The organism is Synechococcus sp. R5-12, assembly GCF_047502655.1.
In the GTDB taxonomy this organism is placed as follows: Bacteria; Cyanobacteriota; Cyanobacteriia; order Thermostichales; family Thermostichaceae; genus Thermostichus.
Map to the genome: position 1 here is coordinate 1 of NZ_JANSIM010000110.1, position 14975 is coordinate 14975.

Here is a 14975-nt window from a genome sequence, read left to right on the forward strand (position 1 = left end):
AGTGCTCTCTTTTGGCTCAAATGAAAGATCAACACAACCTAGTTCGAGTTGTTGATGCTCGACTTAACAATACCTCACAACTGGCAGGATTCACGAAAAAGAATGACCTAGAGTTCTTCCTTCACGAGATCTGTAAGCTTGGATACATTCATTTGCCAGAATTGGCACCGACCCAAGAAATTCTTGATGCTTATAAAGCTAGTGGTGACTGGTCTAATTATGAGAGACAGTTTTTGTCGTTGATGGCCGAGCGTCGCATTGAAGATCAAGTGGATAAAAGTATTCTCGATGGAGGATGTCTGCTTTGTAGTGAAGCTACACCTGAGCACTGTCATCGTAGGCTGGTTGCTGAATATTTGCGCAGAAAATGGGGTGATGTTGAAATCGTGCATCTATGATAACTAAGAGCTGGCACTACGGCTTTTTCCGATTTATGCAGCTATTCCAAGTTGCAGCAGGGTTCTGGCAACACGGAGCGAAAGGGATGCCCAACCGATTTGGAAACTCTCTCACCGACAGCAAGCTCAATACAGGGATCCCCGCTTGGGCAGATCCAACACATTGACATCTTTGGGGTTGACCTTGAGCAGATGATGGGCGAGCAGGAAGCCTGTGATCGTCTGGGTTTGGCTGCCCCATGCGTACCTCGGTTGGGTCATGGAAGTATTCCGCCTACTTTTGTTCGGGAATGACCTTGGTTTGAATGTTGCACCCGTTGCTGATGACATCGCCGTACTGTTGCCCCCGCAACACTGGGCCAGTGTTTGCCGCCGTTGCTTTTGGATCCCAAGTTCCTGCTGTCAGCTAGCGTGTATGGTAGATGAAAGCTTGTTTTTGGGTCTTTCCCCGTCCCCATGCCCAGGGCTAGCACCTCTCGCCATCAGACCGACCCCCGCTTCAGCTCTGCTATCGCTCCACGACGCTTTCCCGAACAGGCCAAAGGGTTAAAGCCCCACCAACAAAAGCAACTGCAACGGCTTTACCAACTGCGCCTACCCCCCAACCGCCTGGTGACGGTGGAGTTTGCCCAACGGCTGGGATCCCTGACCCAAGAGTTGGAAGGCCGGCCCATCAGCGTTTACCTCAACCGGCGCGGCCAGGTGATCCGCGTAGGGGTGGGATCCCCTTTTGAAACCCAGATTCCCGCTTGGGAATTGCCCCGCCAGGGGGCCGAGCGCCTATCCGGGATCCGCTGCATCACCACCCAAATGGGGGAGGGGGGCCCCGGTCAAAAAGCGCTGACGGCCATGGCTTTGCAGCGTTTGGATGCCCTCATCACCCTTTCCGTGTCCAAGTCAGGAGGGCACCGACGCCGGGGAGGAGCGGCTACGGGCTTTGTTCACCGGGCCTATCTGGCCCATCTGCTGCCGGAGGGAGAGCGCCGTTGGCAGGTTTCTGAGCCTTTGCCTTTGGGGATCCTGGCAGAACAGGATCTGCAGGAGCTGGTGGCGGAGCTGGAGGATGGGTTTCGGCGCCAGTTGACCGCCCGCCAGGTGGATCTGGATCAGGATCGGGCCATCCTGGTGGGGCTGCAGGAGTCCGGGCAGAGCTACGAGGATCTCATGGATGGGTTGGCGGAGCTGAGCCGCCTGGTGGAGAGTGCCGGCGGACAGGTGCTGCAAGCCCTCTGGCAGAGGCGGGAAGGCCCCAATTCGGCCACGGTAATCGGATCCGGTAAGGTGCAGGAGCTGGCTCTGCTGGTCCAGGATCTGGGCGCCAACCTGGTGGTGTTCGACCGGGAACTTACCCCCAGCCAGGTGCGCACCTTGGAAGAGGCGGTGGGGGTGCGGGTGGTGGATCGCAGCGAGGTGATCTTGGATATTTTTGCCCAGCGGGCCAGAACCCGGGCCGGAAAATTGCAGGTGGAGCTGGCCCAACTGCAGTATTTGCTACCTCGCTTGGCCGGTCGCGGTCGCACCATGTCGCGGCTAGGTGGGGGCATCGGCACCCGTGGCCCGGGGGAAACCCAACTGGAAATGGAGCGGCGGGCCATCCAGCGGCGCATCAGCAAGCTGCGGCAAGAGGTGGAAGAGCTGCGCCGCCACCGCCAGCGGCTGCGCCAACGGCGCGAGGCATCCCAAATTCCCGTGGTGGCCCTGGTGGGCTACACCAACGCCGGCAAATCCACCCTCCTCAATGCCCTCACCCATGCCCAGGTCTACGTGGCCGACCAACTCTTTGCCACCTTGGATCCCACCACGCGGCGGCTGGAGCTGCCCGACCAGCAGGCGGTGCTGTTGACCGACACAGTGGGATTCCTAACCGAATTACCAGACCAACTGGTGGATGCCTTTCAAGCCACCCTGGAAGAGGTGACGGAAGCGGATGCCCTGCTGCATGTGGTGGATCTGTCTCACCCCAACTGGGAAGGACAGATCGAGGCGGTGGAAACCTTGCTGGACAAGCTGCCCTTGGCCACTGGTCCCCGCCAGCTGGTGTTCAACAAAATCGACCGCCTCGACCCCGAATGGGTGGAAGACGTCCGCCTGCTCTACCCCAAAGCCCTGTTTGTTTCCGCCGCCACCGGCCAAAACCTGGATCAGTTGCGCCACACCCTGGCCCAGTTTGCTACAGCCCTAAGTCCTAACCCCTTCGATAGTCAGGAACCCAAGGATCCCTAAAAGCATTCCATAAGGATTTCCAAACCTGCATAGCTCATCTTCATCCGCCGTCAACATAAACATTCAGTTACATTGAGATCAGGATTGTGACCCGACTTAAAGTTAGGGAGAGAACATGGCCACCACTGCAGTTGCACCTCAAGTCGCACCTCGCCTGGCCCAGCCCCATCTGACGCTGCAAACTCTGCCCATCGGGGCCGACACCCTTGCCATTCGCTCCCAAGATTGGGATCGGGATCGATTTGACATCGAATTTGCTCTGGAAAATGGCACCACCTACAACTCCTTCTTGATTCGCGGCGAGAAGGTGGCCCTCATCGACACCTCCCACGAGAAGTTTCGCCAGTTGTACCTGGATTGCCTGCAAGGGATCCTAGATCCTGCCCAGATCGACTACCTGGTGGTCAGCCACACCGAGCCAGATCACAGCGGCCTGGTTGGGGATCTGCTGGAGCTGGCGCCCCAGATGACGGTGGTGGCCTCCAAGGTGGCGGTGCAATTTCTGGAAGATCTGGTGCATCGGCCCTTCCAGCGGCTGGTGGTGAAACAGGGAGATCGCTTGGATCTGGGCAAGGGGCATGTCCTGGAATTTATCTCTGCCCCCAACTTGCACTGGCCCGACACCATCCTCACCTACGACCACGGCACCCAGATCCTTTACACCTGCGACGTGTTTGGGATGCACTACTGCGACGATTTCGCCTGGGACGAACATCCCCACCTGTTGCAGGCCGACTTCAAGCTCTACTACGACTGCCTCATGGGGCCCAACGCCCGCTCGGTGTTGTCCGCCCTGAAGCGCATGGAAGCCTTGCCTCCCATCGCTGCCATTGCTACCGGCCACGGCCCCCTACTGCGCCATCACCTGTCCGACTGGGTGGAGCACTACCGCACCTGGAGCCTGGAGCAGGCCAAAGCTGAACGGATGGTGGCAGTGTTCTACCTGTCCGGCTATGGCCAGGCGGAAACCTTAGCTCAAGCCATTGCCCGTGGGATCCAAAAAACCGGCATCCAGGTGGAGCTGGCAGATTTGCGGCTGGTGGATGCCCACGAGGTGCGGGAGCTGATGAGCTTGGCCGCCGGTGTGGTGATAGGCATGCCGCCCCAATCAGGGCCTGAGGCCGCCACCACTCAAGTGCTGCTGAAAACCCTGCTGGCCTCTGCCCACAGCAAGCAGGGCTTTGGCCTGTTCGAGTCGGGCGGCGAAGATGATGAGTCGGTGTACCTCTGCCGCAACACCCTGCAGGAGATCGGCGCCAAAGAGGTGTTTGCCCCCATTCTGCTCAAGCAGCCTGCCGGCGAGGCCCTGCTGCAACTGGCCGAAGAAGCAGGTACCGACCTGGGGCAGTGGCTGACCCGGGATCGCAGCATTCAGCAGATGAAAGCCTTGGATGCCGACCTGGATCGCGCCCTGGGCCGCATTAGCAATGGCCTCTACATCATCACTGCCCGCAAAGGGCAAGCCACCAGCGCCATGCTCGCCTCCTGGGTAGCCCAAGCCAGCACCGATCCGCCGGGGATCAGCATTGCGGTGGCCAAGGATCGGGCCATCGAATCCTTCCTGCAGGTGGGAGATACCTTCGTGTTAAATGTGCTGCAAGAAGGCCATTACCAACCCTTGATGCGCCACTTCCTGAAGCGATTTCCACCGGGAGCCGACCGCTTTGCCGGGATCAAGACCTACCCTGCTGCCAACGGATCCCCCATCTTGGCCGATGCTTTGGCCTACCTGGAGTGCCGTGTGGTGAGCCGCCTGGAAACCAGCGATCACTGGGTGGTGTACAGCACCCTAGAAGCTGGTCGGGTCTCCAGCCCAGAGGGCCTCACCGCCATCCACCACCGCAAGGTAGGGAATCATTACTAATACTGATAGTGAGCAGTGAGAAGAGAGAAGTGAGAGATAATTTCTCACTCCCAGCCCTTCTCCCTGGGGAAGCTGGGATCCCTGTAGCGAACAGACTCACAAAAACTTCAATAGGACTGCCGATAGACCAACCCACTGGGATGTAGGAAAAAAGGGCTGTCTTCTCCCAGGCGGATCCCGATCTGCTCCAGCTGTTCCCCTTGGCGGGTCGCAGGCCCTAAGGGCAGCCCCTCTGTTCCCTGTTGAATCCTTTGGGATCCCTGCTGGGCTGGCCGATAAGGGACGCTGCCCAAACCCGAAGAGAGGGGATCTGAGGGGGCATACCTCTGTCGCCAGCGCTGGTAGGGGCTGACTTGGATCCCTGCCTTGTCCATCTGGGTTGTCGAGAGGGCAGAGGCAGGTGCTGACACCTCTGACAACTGCAGTGAAGAGGGCAGAAGGGCAACCGCCGGACATGGCTCAGCTTGTGCCCAAGCCCCCGGCGCAAAAACCCAGGCAAGCCAGCAAAAGAAGATGGCACACCGCATGGGAAGATCCCTCCATAGGCCCAACCCAGTCGTCTCTCAGGCCATTTTTCAAGGGCAGGACTGAGAGCACAGCTCCCATCTTGCCGATGCCGACTTGAAGGCCGGGTGCTCGGGATCCCCCCAGTTGAGTGATCTCGATCAGATCAGCAGACCTACTCTAGAAATGGGGTCTAAAGCCCTGCTCTACCGCTGCGCAGTTTGCCTTGGCTTAGCCAGCCAGTAGAGCAAGGAGCATGTCAAGAAACGGCGGATTTGCCAGGATAGTCTGCGCTGCTGACCCGTACATAGGCGTGCCAAGCCAAGTCCAGCAGGCCATCCAACACCGCTGCAGCCACTGCCGGGCCTCCTTTGCGTCCCTCAGTGCGGATGTGGGGCACCATGGAATCGGCTAGCTCCTGCTTGGCTTGCACCACGTTCACAAACCCAGCCGGCGTGGCGATGACCAGAGCAGGGGCCACCTCCTTCTTTCTAATCAGCTGCACCAAGGTGGAGAGGGCAGTCTGGGATTGGCCAATCACAAAGATCGCCTCAGGGTAGCGTTGGGCCAGGGTTTCCAAGCCCCAAGCGGAGCGGGTCTTGTCCCTTTGGGGGCGGGTAATGGCTTCGCTGCTGCAATAGATGGGGTTGGAAAAGGTGTTCTGAACAGCCCAGGCAATGCCCACCTGCACCATCGGCTCATCGACCACAATGGTGGTACGCGCTGCCAGAGCCGCCGCTCCGGCCTGTAAGGCTTCGTTGCCAAAACGGATGAGGTGCAAGTACTCGAAGTCAGCAGTAGCATAAATAACCCGACGAACCACCTCATACTCAGCAGGAGAAAGCTCGTGCTTGCCCACCTCCTGGTCGATGATCATCAAACTCTCTGCATCGGTTACGTGCCACTCCATCGATCCCAGACCCCGCCCGCCGTTTATCCTCAGTAATGACAGGATTGTACCTGCAGAGGCTCCAATGGGTGGGAAAAACCATCGCTCAACCTGGGGGCCAGCCCATCCCCCGACCGCCCAGAACGTGAATGTGGAGATGAAAGACGGTTTGCCCGCCGTCTTCTCCTTCGTTGATCACCAATCGGTAGCCTTTATTTAAACCTGCCTCGGCAGCCACCCGCTGAGCGGTCAGCAGGAGATGTCCCAGCAATGCCTCATGTTCGGGCTTGGCCTGGGAAATGCCGGGGATGGGCTCTTTGGGCACCACCAAGATGTGGACGGGGGCTTGGGGGGCAATATCTTTGAAGGCCAGGGCTCTATCGTCTTCGTAAACGATTTGTGCAGGGATCTCCCTGCGAATAATCTTGCCGAAAACTGTGTCGCTCATGGGTGCTCACAAATTAGTTCTGCCCTTAGCCTACCTGCTAACCGCACATTCTCCCACCCAGGTGGCGAGAGTGGCGCTCGGCACCTACTGCTTCAGCAGCCATTCAAATTCCTGCCGCAGTGATTGAATATGCCCCACTCGCGAGACCAACAGCGCATCTCGCCCGGCATCGCGAAAACGAGAGCGCCACAAACTCACCAAATCGGGGTTGCTGCACCAAAAGCGGATAACAGCGTCGACCAACTGATCCAAGTCCCAGCCGCGCCGGGCCGGCACTTCCTCCACGGATCCCAGCAACGCATCGAGGGTGCAGGAGCTGGTACCCAGGTATTCCACCCCACAGGGCCGCTGGGCCAGCTTCTGTTGCTGATGAAAGAACTGTAGAGCAGGGGCAATGCCGATGATCTCGAAGGTATAGACCATGTTGCTCCGCAACGCTGACGCGACTGGGCTCAGTCCTACAGAGTTTTTTGCGAAAGATCCTAAAAAGGGGGCTAGCAGTCTCAAAACCAAATCAAGGTTGGGATCCCTTCCCAACTATCCTCGATCTGATCCTGGATGTTAGGTATTGATTATACTCAACTTGGGCAAAATGCCAAGGCAAAGGACAGGCAGATCCCTGCGTGGCGAAATACTTTTGCGCCACAGAGGAAGGCTTTGCCTGATGGGCACTCCCTCGTTCAGCTCTGTGTAAATAATCTGTGCAGAAATCTGTGCAGATAAGAGGTAAAGCTGCTAGCAAACACAAGTGAGGACTGCTAGCATCCAATGGGATCTTTTGCTAATTGGCTTTAGCTACACAACTACAGCCCACTAAGGGACCACGGGATACGGTTGTATGGTCATTCTAGGCTAATTGAGACACTCCCCAAGCGTTCCGCGCCGCTGCCGCGACCACCCCCAGCCCCTTTCCCAGAGGGAGTCATCCCTCACCCCCAACCCCTCTCCCTTTGGGAGAGGGGAGTTAGGAAGCAATACAACAGAAATCTTTCAGTTCTGTTTAAAATGACTATAAACCTGCTTGTTTTAAACGTCGTTGGGGTCAAGCCTCGGAAACACGATTTTTGTATCCCCCAGTTTGTGAACAGGCTGTATTGTCACCTGCCTTTTCTGCAGACATTGAAGATTGTGACTTGAGGCAAGCAAAAGCACAGGCATCAAAAAACTGGCGTGGCCGCATTCTCCGACCGCGCCACCAGCTCAAGCCCTCTCCTCTACCCAAGTCGGTATTGCGTCTTGGGTCTTTTCTTGAGTGGGGGGGAGTTGAAACTGGATGCGCGGCTGCCCTACCCCATAGGTGAGGGTGTAGCTCCACTGCAGGCAGCGCAGCCACAGGCGGGGGTAACGCGCTTCTAGCCAGGGCTGCAGGCGACGCAGCAGATTTGGAAGCCAGCCCCTGAACAAAGCAGAGGTCAAGGCCAGGCCGGTATAGCTGAGGTAGGTGGGTAGCCACTGGGCAAAGCCTTTGGCCCCTACGGCCTCCCAGATCCACAGCAGCAGCCGTGGGTTTTGTAGGGCAGCTTTGATGGCCATGCGGTTAAAGGCCAGCCAGCCAGCCCGGTCTTTGATGAAATCGTCCACCACCTCCGGCGGCTCGGTGGCGAGAATGCCGAAAAAGCTGTTGAGAGTGGCATTGATGCGCTCGGGGGGCAGCACCTTGCCGGTGGGCACCATCATCCCCCGCGAGAAGAGCCAGGTGACGGCCGAGTTGCCCTGGTAGGCCCGGATCTGGGCTAAGTCCGCCGCCCTGAGCAGGTCGTGGCGCAGCGCCGTATCCAGCAGATCGCACAGGCGGGGGCAATTGCGCACCAGGGATCCAAAGCCGGTAAAGCTAAGGGGCGATTGCATAGCCGCCGCATCCCCTATGAGCAGTATCCGGTCAAAGGGTTCCGAAGACTCCGCCCCGCTGCCGCGAACAGGGTGCCGGGGCTGGCCAAATCGTCCGGGGATATAGCCGAAGGTCGCTTTTTTCCACTGCAAGCGCTCTGGGTCGCAGCGGCGGTATTCCGGCAGAATGGTGAAAAAATCTTCGTACAGTTCCAGCAGGGATCCGGGGTTTTCCGGATGCACCTGGTGGTAGTGGAACAGATAAAAGGTAAGATCTTCGCCTGGGCCGGGGAACAGCTCCCAAATGAGTTGCCGACCGCGGCTGATGTCCCCGTGGCTGGCCAGAATGTCCCCAAACTGGGGATCCCATACCCCTGGCTCAAACCCCCCCGCAATGGTAGCCCCCACCGTGGGGCAGACGCTATCAAAAGCCCGATGGCGGTAAAGCTGCTGGGCAATGGGAGAGACTGTTCCCATAGCATCCACCACAAGGCGGGATCCCAGCCGAAACTCCTCGCCGGTGGGCAAATCCTTCAAAACCAGCGTGACGCCTTGTTCGCCAACATAGGCCCGCTGAAACTCGGTGCGCTCGTAGATAGCTCCCCCGCAGGAAGTGAGAATTTGGCCACAGAGCTGCAATAGCTTTTCCGCGTCAATGGCCAGATTGAGTACCGTCGGCGTGTGCAAAACGGGAGCGCGAACCGGGCTATTGCCGTCAAAAAACTTGTTGAACCCATCCGTGTATTCCCGCAGGATCAAGCTCTCCATCTGCTCGGCGCTCAAAAGGCCCAAATCCACCAGGGTTTGCAGCTCCCGCCGGGAGATGTTCCACTCGCGGTTCATGCGGCCAAAAGGGAGTCGCTCCACCAAGGCCACGCGGTAGCCCAAGCGAGCCATGGCCGCTCCATAGATGGCTCCCAGCGCTCCTCCCACGATGGCCAGATCCCACTCCACTGGGGCCGGCTCAGGGCCAGGCTGGCGAAACAAGACCGGCTGAGCAGGGCGGTGGGCTGCGTGGCAATGTTGCACTTCTTCCCGCCAGCGCTTTTCCCACCAGTACACCCGCTGCAGGTCAAATTCTCCATTGGGGATCCGCCGAAAATACTTCACCGTTTGCGGGTAGAAAGGCTCAAGCTGATCGAAGATGGATCCCCGGTTCAGGTCGATCTGGGGCAACTGCGGGTAGCGGTGGGGAAATTGGCTTTGAATGGCCTGTTCCAGCTCTCCCAGCCAGCGAGCTTGGCGGGGGAAGGGCTGTTCCGACCACTGGAACACCTTGAGATAGGTAGTGTTCAGCCCCGACCACAAGAAAAGGGCCAGCTCAGCGCCGGATCCCTGTAGGCGCAGGCCCGTGGGGGTAAGAACCTTCTGGCTGCCTTGGGGCAGGGGGATACACTCCTGTAGCCAGCGCAGCACTTGAGCACTATCGGGGCAAGGGATCTCGCGGTAGTAAAGGGAAGTAAGCACGGCGCCGAGATAAGAAACCGAGCAAATCTTTACCCATTGTGACATGAGGGGATCCCTCCCCTTTGCCGATCCCGGGGATCACCCTCTACCCAGTTGTTCCCCCAGCTGCAGATCTGCAGGGGTGTTGCAATTGGTGAGCATCCTCTCAAGGGACTCCGTCCCGCTGTCGGGAACGGTCAGGGGCAGGATGGCTGTTGGCACCTGGGACAACCAGCCCTGAAAGGATCTTCCTCCTGCCTGCAAGAAACTCTCCAGAGAACCTAGCTGCGCCAGGCGATAGAAGCCACACAGGGGCTCCCAGCCCCGCTGACTTTTGGGCAGGGCGGCCACCGTCTGAGGGGGCAGGGTGGCAAGGCGCTGTCGCCAATCCCCAAGAACCTGCTCCTGCAAGCAGGGCAGATCGCAGGCCAGCAGCAGGATCCACTCCGGGGGAGCAGCCAAGGTTTGTAGCCGCCGGATCCCCTCTTGAAAGGCCAGCAGCGGGCCTCGGTGTTGCTCCGCAATGCTGTCCCGACCACGTGGGTCTTGCCCGACCAGGGGGGGAACGTTTTCCCGCCAGAGGTGCCAACCGGGATCCACCACCGGCGCATAGCGCTCCGGCCAGGGGGTGAGGATGTAAACCGCGTCGGCGCAGGCTGCTGCCACCTGAGCCACCCGTCGCAGCAGGGGGATCCCATCCCAAAGCACCAAGGCTTTGTCGGATCCCATGCGGCGGCTGTTGCCCCCGGCCAAGATCAGAGCCACGACCGCAGGCGGGGAATCTTCAGGCATTTTGGACATCCAGTTTTCCACAACGAGCAGCAGGTATTTGTGGAGGAATAGGATAGGGATCCCATCCTCTCCTCACTCTAGCCGCTATGTCTGAGCCCTCTGGTCGTCTGGTTTGGAACCACTCCACCCACATCTCAGGGTTGATCCCTGTTTTGGAACGCCTGACCCGGCAGGCGGGCATTAAAACCGTGACGCCGGGCGCTCTGTCCTGCAGCCGTGGGCGGATCCCCCAGTTGCAGTTGCGGGTTTCGGTGCCGATCCGGGGCGGGTACAAGCTGGTGGCCCGCAAGGGAAGCAGCGTGCAAGAGGTGTTTGTGGTAACGGATCTCAGCCAAACCGAGCTAGAGGCGGCTATTCTCCGCTGTTTGTAGTCAACTGTTTGTAGTCAACCGAGCCTCGTTATTGCTCCGCAACGCTGTCCCGACCCAGAACTTCGTCCTGCTGGGGCAAATGGCACATCAGTTGAGGATGAGTTAGCTATGTCTCGTGCTAGTCTCAAGCCCGCCCGTATCAGCGCTGTTTTACCCGGATCCCTGGCAGCAGAAGTGGGCATCCAACCTGGAGAGGCCCTGGTCAGCATCAACGGCGAACGCCCCCGCGATCTCATCGACTACCGCTTCCTGATCGCTGAGGAGTGTGTAAGCCTGGAGATCTTGAATAGCCAAGGGATCCCGCGCACAGTTGAGCTGGAGAAGGGAATCGACGAGGATCTGGGGCTAGAGTTTGAGACAGCCCTGTTCGATGGCCTGATCCAGTGCGCCAACGCTTGCCCCTTTTGCTTCATCGACCAACAACCTCCGGAAATGCGGGCAACGCTGCACCTCAAGGACGACGACTACCGCCTCAGCTTTTTCTACGGCAGCTACCTCACCCTCACCAACTTGCCTGCTGCCGAATGGGAGCGCATCGCTCGCCTGCGCCTTTCTCCCCTCTACGTGTCAGTGCATGCTACCGACCCGGAGCTGCGCAGCCGCTTGCTCAAAAACCCGCGGGCTGGCCTGATTTTGGAGCAGTTGGCCTGGTTTCGCCAGCATCGCTTGCAACTGCACGCACAGGTGGTGGTCTGCCCAGGCTGGAACGATGGGGATCACCTCACCCGCACACTCCTCGATTTGGCCGCCTTTCGCCGGCCCGTAGACGGGATCCCCACCGTCCTCTCGGCAGCAGTGGTGCCGGTGGGGTTGACGCGCTTTCGCCCCCCTGGTGATGAGCTGGTTCCTGTCGATGCGGCCAAGGCCCGAGAAGTGATCCAGCAGGTGGAAACTTTGCAGGTCGGGTTTCGGCAAACATTGGGATCCACCTTTGCCTGGCTGGCCGATGAGTGGTATCTGCTGGCGGGGTGGGAACTGCCCCCGGAAGAGCACTATGAAGATTACCCCCAACTGGGGAATGGCGTGGGATCCCTGCGGCTTTTCCTCAGCCAGTTCGAGCAGCTCAAACTGCCGCCTGAGCTCCCTTCTCCCCTCAAGGTTCTGTGGGTGGTGGGCAATGCCGTAGAGCAAGCCTTCCAGCCTGTGGTGGAGCAGATGAACCGCATCCGCGGGCTGCAGTTGGATCTTTTGCCTATTGCCAGCCAATTTTGGGGACAAACCCTGACGGTGACCGGGCTGCTGACGGGGCAGGATATCTTGGATGCCCTGAAGTCTGTGGAAAACTTGGCGGACTATGATGGGCTATTGCTACCCCAGATCGCCCTCAAGGACGGGGAGCGCTTTTTGGACGATCTGACCTGGCAGGATCTGCAGGCCCAGGTGGGGATCCCGGTGGTGCGGGTGGACGGCGGGCCGGCAGGCTTGGTGCAGGCGGTGCAACAGCTAGAACAGGGCTATGCCTACGGCACCCTGTGTTGTTCCGCAACGCTCGGGCGAAGGGAAACTGCACCGCTGACGCGACCAAGAACAGCTTTGAGCCGAGGATCCTGAGGCGATGCAGAGGTTGCGGCGAGGATTGTTTCTGCTGCTGGGGGTGGGGCTGGGGATCCTGGCCATCACGGGCTTGGCGGCTTTCTACGTAGATCTGGCCTGGTTTGCCGAGCTGAATGCTCTGCCGGTACTGTGGACGCGGGTGATTGCCCGCTGGGGGCTGGGCCTGGGCGCTTTCCTCTTTGCCCTGGCGGTGACGGGATCCAACATCTGCTCCTGCTGGCGGGGGGCAACCTTGGCTGGGGCCTGGGCGATTGCCACAGGTTTGAGTGTTTTCTTTGCTTGGTCTCTTTCCAATCACTGGTTCACGCTGTTGCTCTGGCTGAACCAGGGGCCCGTCGGGGAGTCGGATCCCATTTTCAACCGCGATCTCAGTTTTTTTCTCTTCAGCCTGCCTTTCTGGGAGACGCTGCAGCAGTGGTGCTTCAACCTGGTGCTGCTCACCTTGATTGCCGTTGTCCTCATCTACTTGGTGGAGCTGGGGCTTTCCGAGCAACGGCTGACCTTGGCCCTCTCTCTCTATGCCCAGCGGCACCTGCTGATCTTGGGGGGATCCCTGTTTCTCATTCGCGCCTGGGGCCATTGGCTGGAGCGCTACGAGCTGCTCTATTCCACCCGCGGCGTTGTGTTTGGGGCCGGTTTTGCCGATGTGCATGCAACCTTGCCGGCCACGACCTTGATGAGCGGGGTGGCGGGCTTGACGGCAGTGGGGTTCTGGGTTTTGGCCCGCCAGGGGATCCGCCTCAACCTTCCTTTCCTCAAGTCCTGGTGCCCTTCCTGGGCCAGCTCTCTCCTGGCGCCGGCCATCCTCTGGGGGGCCTACCTGGGGTTTGGGCTGCTAACCACCCAACTTTATCCCCAACTGGTGCAGACCTTCTTGGTCACCCCCAACGAGCTGGAGCTGGAGCGCCCCTACATCGAGGACAACATCCGTTTTACCCGTGCTGGCTTTGGCCTGGCCGATGTCGAAGTCCAACCCTTCCCGGAAGGGGGATCCCTGACCTGGGAGATCCTGCAGCAGAATCAATCCACCCTAAGCAACGTGCGCCTCTGGGATGCGGATCCCCTATTGGCCACCTACCGCCAACTGCAAGAAATCCGCCCCTACTACCAATTTCCCTATGTGAATGTGGATCGCTACCGCATTGGGGGAGAATTGCGCCAAGTTATGCATGCCGCCCGCGAGCTGGACTTTGCCCAGGTGCCCCCCGCCGCCCAAACCTGGGTTAACCGGCGGTTTTTTTACACCCACGGCTATGGCCTCACCCTCAGCCCGGTGAATGTGGTGACCCCTGAGGGCCTGCCGGACTTTTTCCTGTCGGATATCCCGCCGCGGGTTTCTCCTCGCTACCCTGAGGTGGCCTCCGTCTTGCGGGTGGAGCAGCCGGCCCTCTACTATGGCGAGCTGACCACCACCGATGTTTTCGTGGGCGCTGAGGCGCGGGAATTGGACTACCCTGCAGCAGAGCGCTATGTGTACAGCAGCTACCGGGGCAGCGGTGGCGTGCCCATTCCCCACCTCTGGCAGCGGTTTCTCTACGCCTGGCATTTTGGCGATCTGCGCATCCTTCTCAGCCGCGAGCTGTCTTCTGCCACCCGCTTTCTCTATCGCCGCCAAATCCGCGAGCGCATCCGTCGGGTGATGCCCTTTTTGCTCTACGACCGGGATCCCTACCTGGTCATTCAAGGCGGCAAGCTCTACTGGTTTTTCGATGCCTATACCACCAGCAGCCGCTACCCCTACTCGGAGCACCTGCCCGGCTTTCCCTTCAACTACATCCGCAACTCGGTCAAGGCGGTGATGGACGCCTACAACGGCAGCATCGATTGGTACATTGCCGACCCTCGGGATCCCCTCATCCAAGCCTACGCCCGCATCTACCCCACCCTCTTCAAGCCTCTGGAGGCAATGCCGGAGCCGCTGCGGCAACACATCCGCTATCCCCAAGACCTCTTCCGCCTGCAAGCGCAGCAGTTTGCCACCTACCACATGACGGATCCCCGCCTCTTCTACAACCGCGAGGATCAATGGCAGATCCCCGGCCAGTTCCGCAATCGACGGCGCATTCCCATGCAGCCGCAGTATCTCATTCTCACCTTGCCGAGGGATCCCCAAGGGGTTGCAAACCACACTCCTGAGTTCGTCCTCCTCTCCCCCTATGCCCCTGTTAACAAGCAGAACATGGTGGCTTGGATAGCGGCCCGCTGCGACGGGGAAAACTACGGCAAGCTCCTGGTGTACGAGTTTTCCAAGCAACGGCTCATCTATGGCCCGGAACAGGTGGAAGCACGGGTCAATCAGGATCCCTTAATCTCCGAGCAAATTTCCCTCTGGAACCAGCATGGGTCGCGGGTGAACCTGGGCACGCTGCTGGTCATTCCTATCGAGACTTCTTTGCTCTATGTTCAGCCCCTTTACATCGAAGCAGAACAGGGCCGCTTGCCTCAGCTCACCCGGGTGATCGCTGCCTACGAAGACCGGGTGGTGATGGAACCGACTCTCGGCCAGGCCTTAGAAGCCCTCTTTCTGCCGAGGGGCAGCCGATAGAGAAAGGGATCCCCTCCTCATTTTTGAGGCAGGTAGTTGACGAAACTTAACGGATGTTTTAAGTTTAGGTTGTCAATCTTCGCGCTTCCTTAGGGAAGTTTGTCCTCATGACTA

At 59.1% G+C, this 14975-nt stretch carries 13 protein-coding genes; 6 read left to right on the forward strand and 7 right to left on the reverse strand.

Translation table 11 applies throughout. The features are described 5' to 3' along the window. The first annotated feature begins 20 nt into the window (after positions 1-20). Entirely contained in the window at positions 21-398 is a 378-nt protein-coding gene (locus NW843_RS06755; protein WP_414522484.1) for a DUF488 family protein, read from the forward strand. 126 nt (positions 399-524) lie between these two features. Here the strand turns inward: NW843_RS06755 and NW843_RS06760 are convergent, their stop codons facing one another. After that, the gene (locus NW843_RS06760) at positions 525-659 is read right to left on the reverse strand and encodes a hypothetical protein (RefSeq protein WP_414342083.1); all 135 of its coding nucleotides are present in this window, start codon (positions 657-659) and stop codon (positions 525-527) included. A 195-nt stretch (positions 660-854) separates the two neighbouring features. On the opposite strand from NW843_RS06760, the gene hflX reads away from it, so the two are divergent. Further along, positions 855-2621: a GTPase HflX gene (gene hflX / locus NW843_RS06765; protein WP_414522478.1), complete on the forward strand. Its 1767-nt coding sequence runs from the start codon at positions 855-857 to the stop codon at positions 2619-2621. A gap of 115 nt (positions 2622-2736) precedes the next feature. Continuing rightward, positions 2737-4485: a diflavin flavoprotein gene (locus tag NW843_RS06770; protein WP_414522479.1), complete on the forward strand. Its 1749-nt coding sequence runs from the start codon at positions 2737-2739 to the stop codon at positions 4483-4485. Between the two features lie 107 nt (positions 4486-4592). On the opposite strand, the gene NW843_RS06775 is transcribed toward NW843_RS06770, so the two are convergent. From NW843_RS06775 to NW843_RS06800, 6 genes are all read right to left on the reverse strand, one after another. Continuing rightward, positions 4593-5012, reverse strand: coding sequence for a hypothetical protein (locus NW843_RS06775; RefSeq protein WP_414522480.1), 420 nt, complete (start codon positions 5010-5012; stop codon positions 4593-4595). A 236-nt stretch (positions 5013-5248) separates the two neighbouring features. Then, positions 5249-5899, reverse strand: coding sequence for a precorrin-8X methylmutase (locus NW843_RS06780; protein ID WP_414352119.1), 651 nt, complete (start codon positions 5897-5899; stop codon positions 5249-5251). An 85-nt stretch (positions 5900-5984) separates the two neighbouring features. After that, complete coding sequence (locus NW843_RS06785) at positions 5985-6326, reverse strand: histidine triad nucleotide-binding protein (RefSeq protein ID WP_011432043.1); 342 nt, start codon at positions 6324-6326, stop codon at positions 5985-5987. An 84-nt stretch (positions 6327-6410) separates the two neighbouring features. Next, complete coding sequence (locus NW843_RS06790) at positions 6411-6749, reverse strand: hypothetical protein (protein WP_414329426.1); 339 nt, start codon at positions 6747-6749, stop codon at positions 6411-6413. Between the two features lie 777 nt (positions 6750-7526). Further along, positions 7527-9665, reverse strand: coding sequence for an FAD-dependent oxidoreductase (locus NW843_RS06795; protein ID WP_414522481.1), 2139 nt, complete (start codon positions 9663-9665; stop codon positions 7527-7529). 33 nt (positions 9666-9698) lie between these two features. Then, positions 9699-10400, reverse strand: coding sequence for a molybdenum cofactor guanylyltransferase (locus NW843_RS06800; protein WP_414352121.1), 702 nt, complete (start codon positions 10398-10400; stop codon positions 9699-9701). 77 nt (positions 10401-10477) lie between these two features. Here NW843_RS06800 and NW843_RS06805 point away from each other — a divergent pair, with 77 nt between their 5' ends. From NW843_RS06805 to NW843_RS06815, 3 genes are all read left to right on the forward strand, one after another. After that, complete coding sequence (locus NW843_RS06805) at positions 10478-10762, forward strand: DUF2103 domain-containing protein (protein ID WP_011432039.1); 285 nt, start codon at positions 10478-10480, stop codon at positions 10760-10762. 108 nt (positions 10763-10870) lie between these two features. Beyond that, the gene (locus NW843_RS06810; RefSeq protein ID WP_414522482.1) at positions 10871-12313 is read left to right on the forward strand and encodes a TIGR03279 family radical SAM protein; all 1443 of its coding nucleotides are present in this window, start codon (positions 10871-10873) and stop codon (positions 12311-12313) included. A gap of 4 nt (positions 12314-12317) precedes the next feature. Continuing rightward, positions 12318-14861, forward strand: coding sequence for a UPF0182 family protein (locus tag NW843_RS06815; protein WP_414522483.1), 2544 nt, complete (start codon positions 12318-12320; stop codon positions 14859-14861). Positions 14862-14975: the final 114 nt, after the last annotated feature.

What these genes read in the sequence shown, in the direction of transcription:
- hflX (WP_414522478.1), top strand. Translation starts at nt 855, where the DNA reads ATGCCCAGGGCTAGCACCTCTCGCCATCAGACCGACCCCCGCTTCAGC.
- NW843_RS06770 (WP_414522479.1), top strand. Translation starts at nt 2,737, where the DNA reads ATGGCCACCACTGCAGTTGCACCTCAAGTCGCACCTCGCCTGGCCCAG.
- NW843_RS06775 (WP_414522480.1), bottom strand. Translation starts at nt 5,012, where the DNA reads ATGCGGTGTGCCATCTTCTTTTGCTGGCTTGCCTGGGTTTTTGCGCCG.
- NW843_RS06780 (WP_414352119.1), bottom strand. Translation starts at nt 5,899, where the DNA reads ATGGAGTGGCACGTAACCGATGCAGAGAGTTTGATGATCATCGACCAG.
- NW843_RS06760 (WP_414342083.1), bottom strand. Translation starts at nt 659, where the DNA reads ATGACCCAACCGAGGTACGCATGGGGCAGCCAAACCCAGACGATCACA.
- NW843_RS06800 (WP_414352121.1), bottom strand. Translation starts at nt 10,400, where the DNA reads ATGTCCAAAATGCCTGAAGATTCCCCGCCTGCGGTCGTGGCTCTGATC.
- NW843_RS06815 (WP_414522483.1), top strand. Translation starts at nt 12,318, where the DNA reads ATGCAGAGGTTGCGGCGAGGATTGTTTCTGCTGCTGGGGGTGGGGCTG.
- NW843_RS06785 (WP_011432043.1), bottom strand. Translation starts at nt 6,326, where the DNA reads ATGAGCGACACAGTTTTCGGCAAGATTATTCGCAGGGAGATCCCTGCA.
- NW843_RS06790 (WP_414329426.1), bottom strand. Translation starts at nt 6,749, where the DNA reads ATGGTCTATACCTTCGAGATCATCGGCATTGCCCCTGCTCTACAGTTC.
- NW843_RS06805 (WP_011432039.1), top strand. Translation starts at nt 10,478, where the DNA reads ATGTCTGAGCCCTCTGGTCGTCTGGTTTGGAACCACTCCACCCACATC.
- NW843_RS06795 (WP_414522481.1), bottom strand. Translation starts at nt 9,665, where the DNA reads ATGTCACAATGGGTAAAGATTTGCTCGGTTTCTTATCTCGGCGCCGTG.
- NW843_RS06810 (WP_414522482.1), top strand. Translation starts at nt 10,871, where the DNA reads ATGTCTCGTGCTAGTCTCAAGCCCGCCCGTATCAGCGCTGTTTTACCC.
- NW843_RS06755 (WP_414522484.1), top strand. Translation starts at nt 21, where the DNA reads ATGAAAGATCAACACAACCTAGTTCGAGTTGTTGATGCTCGACTTAAC.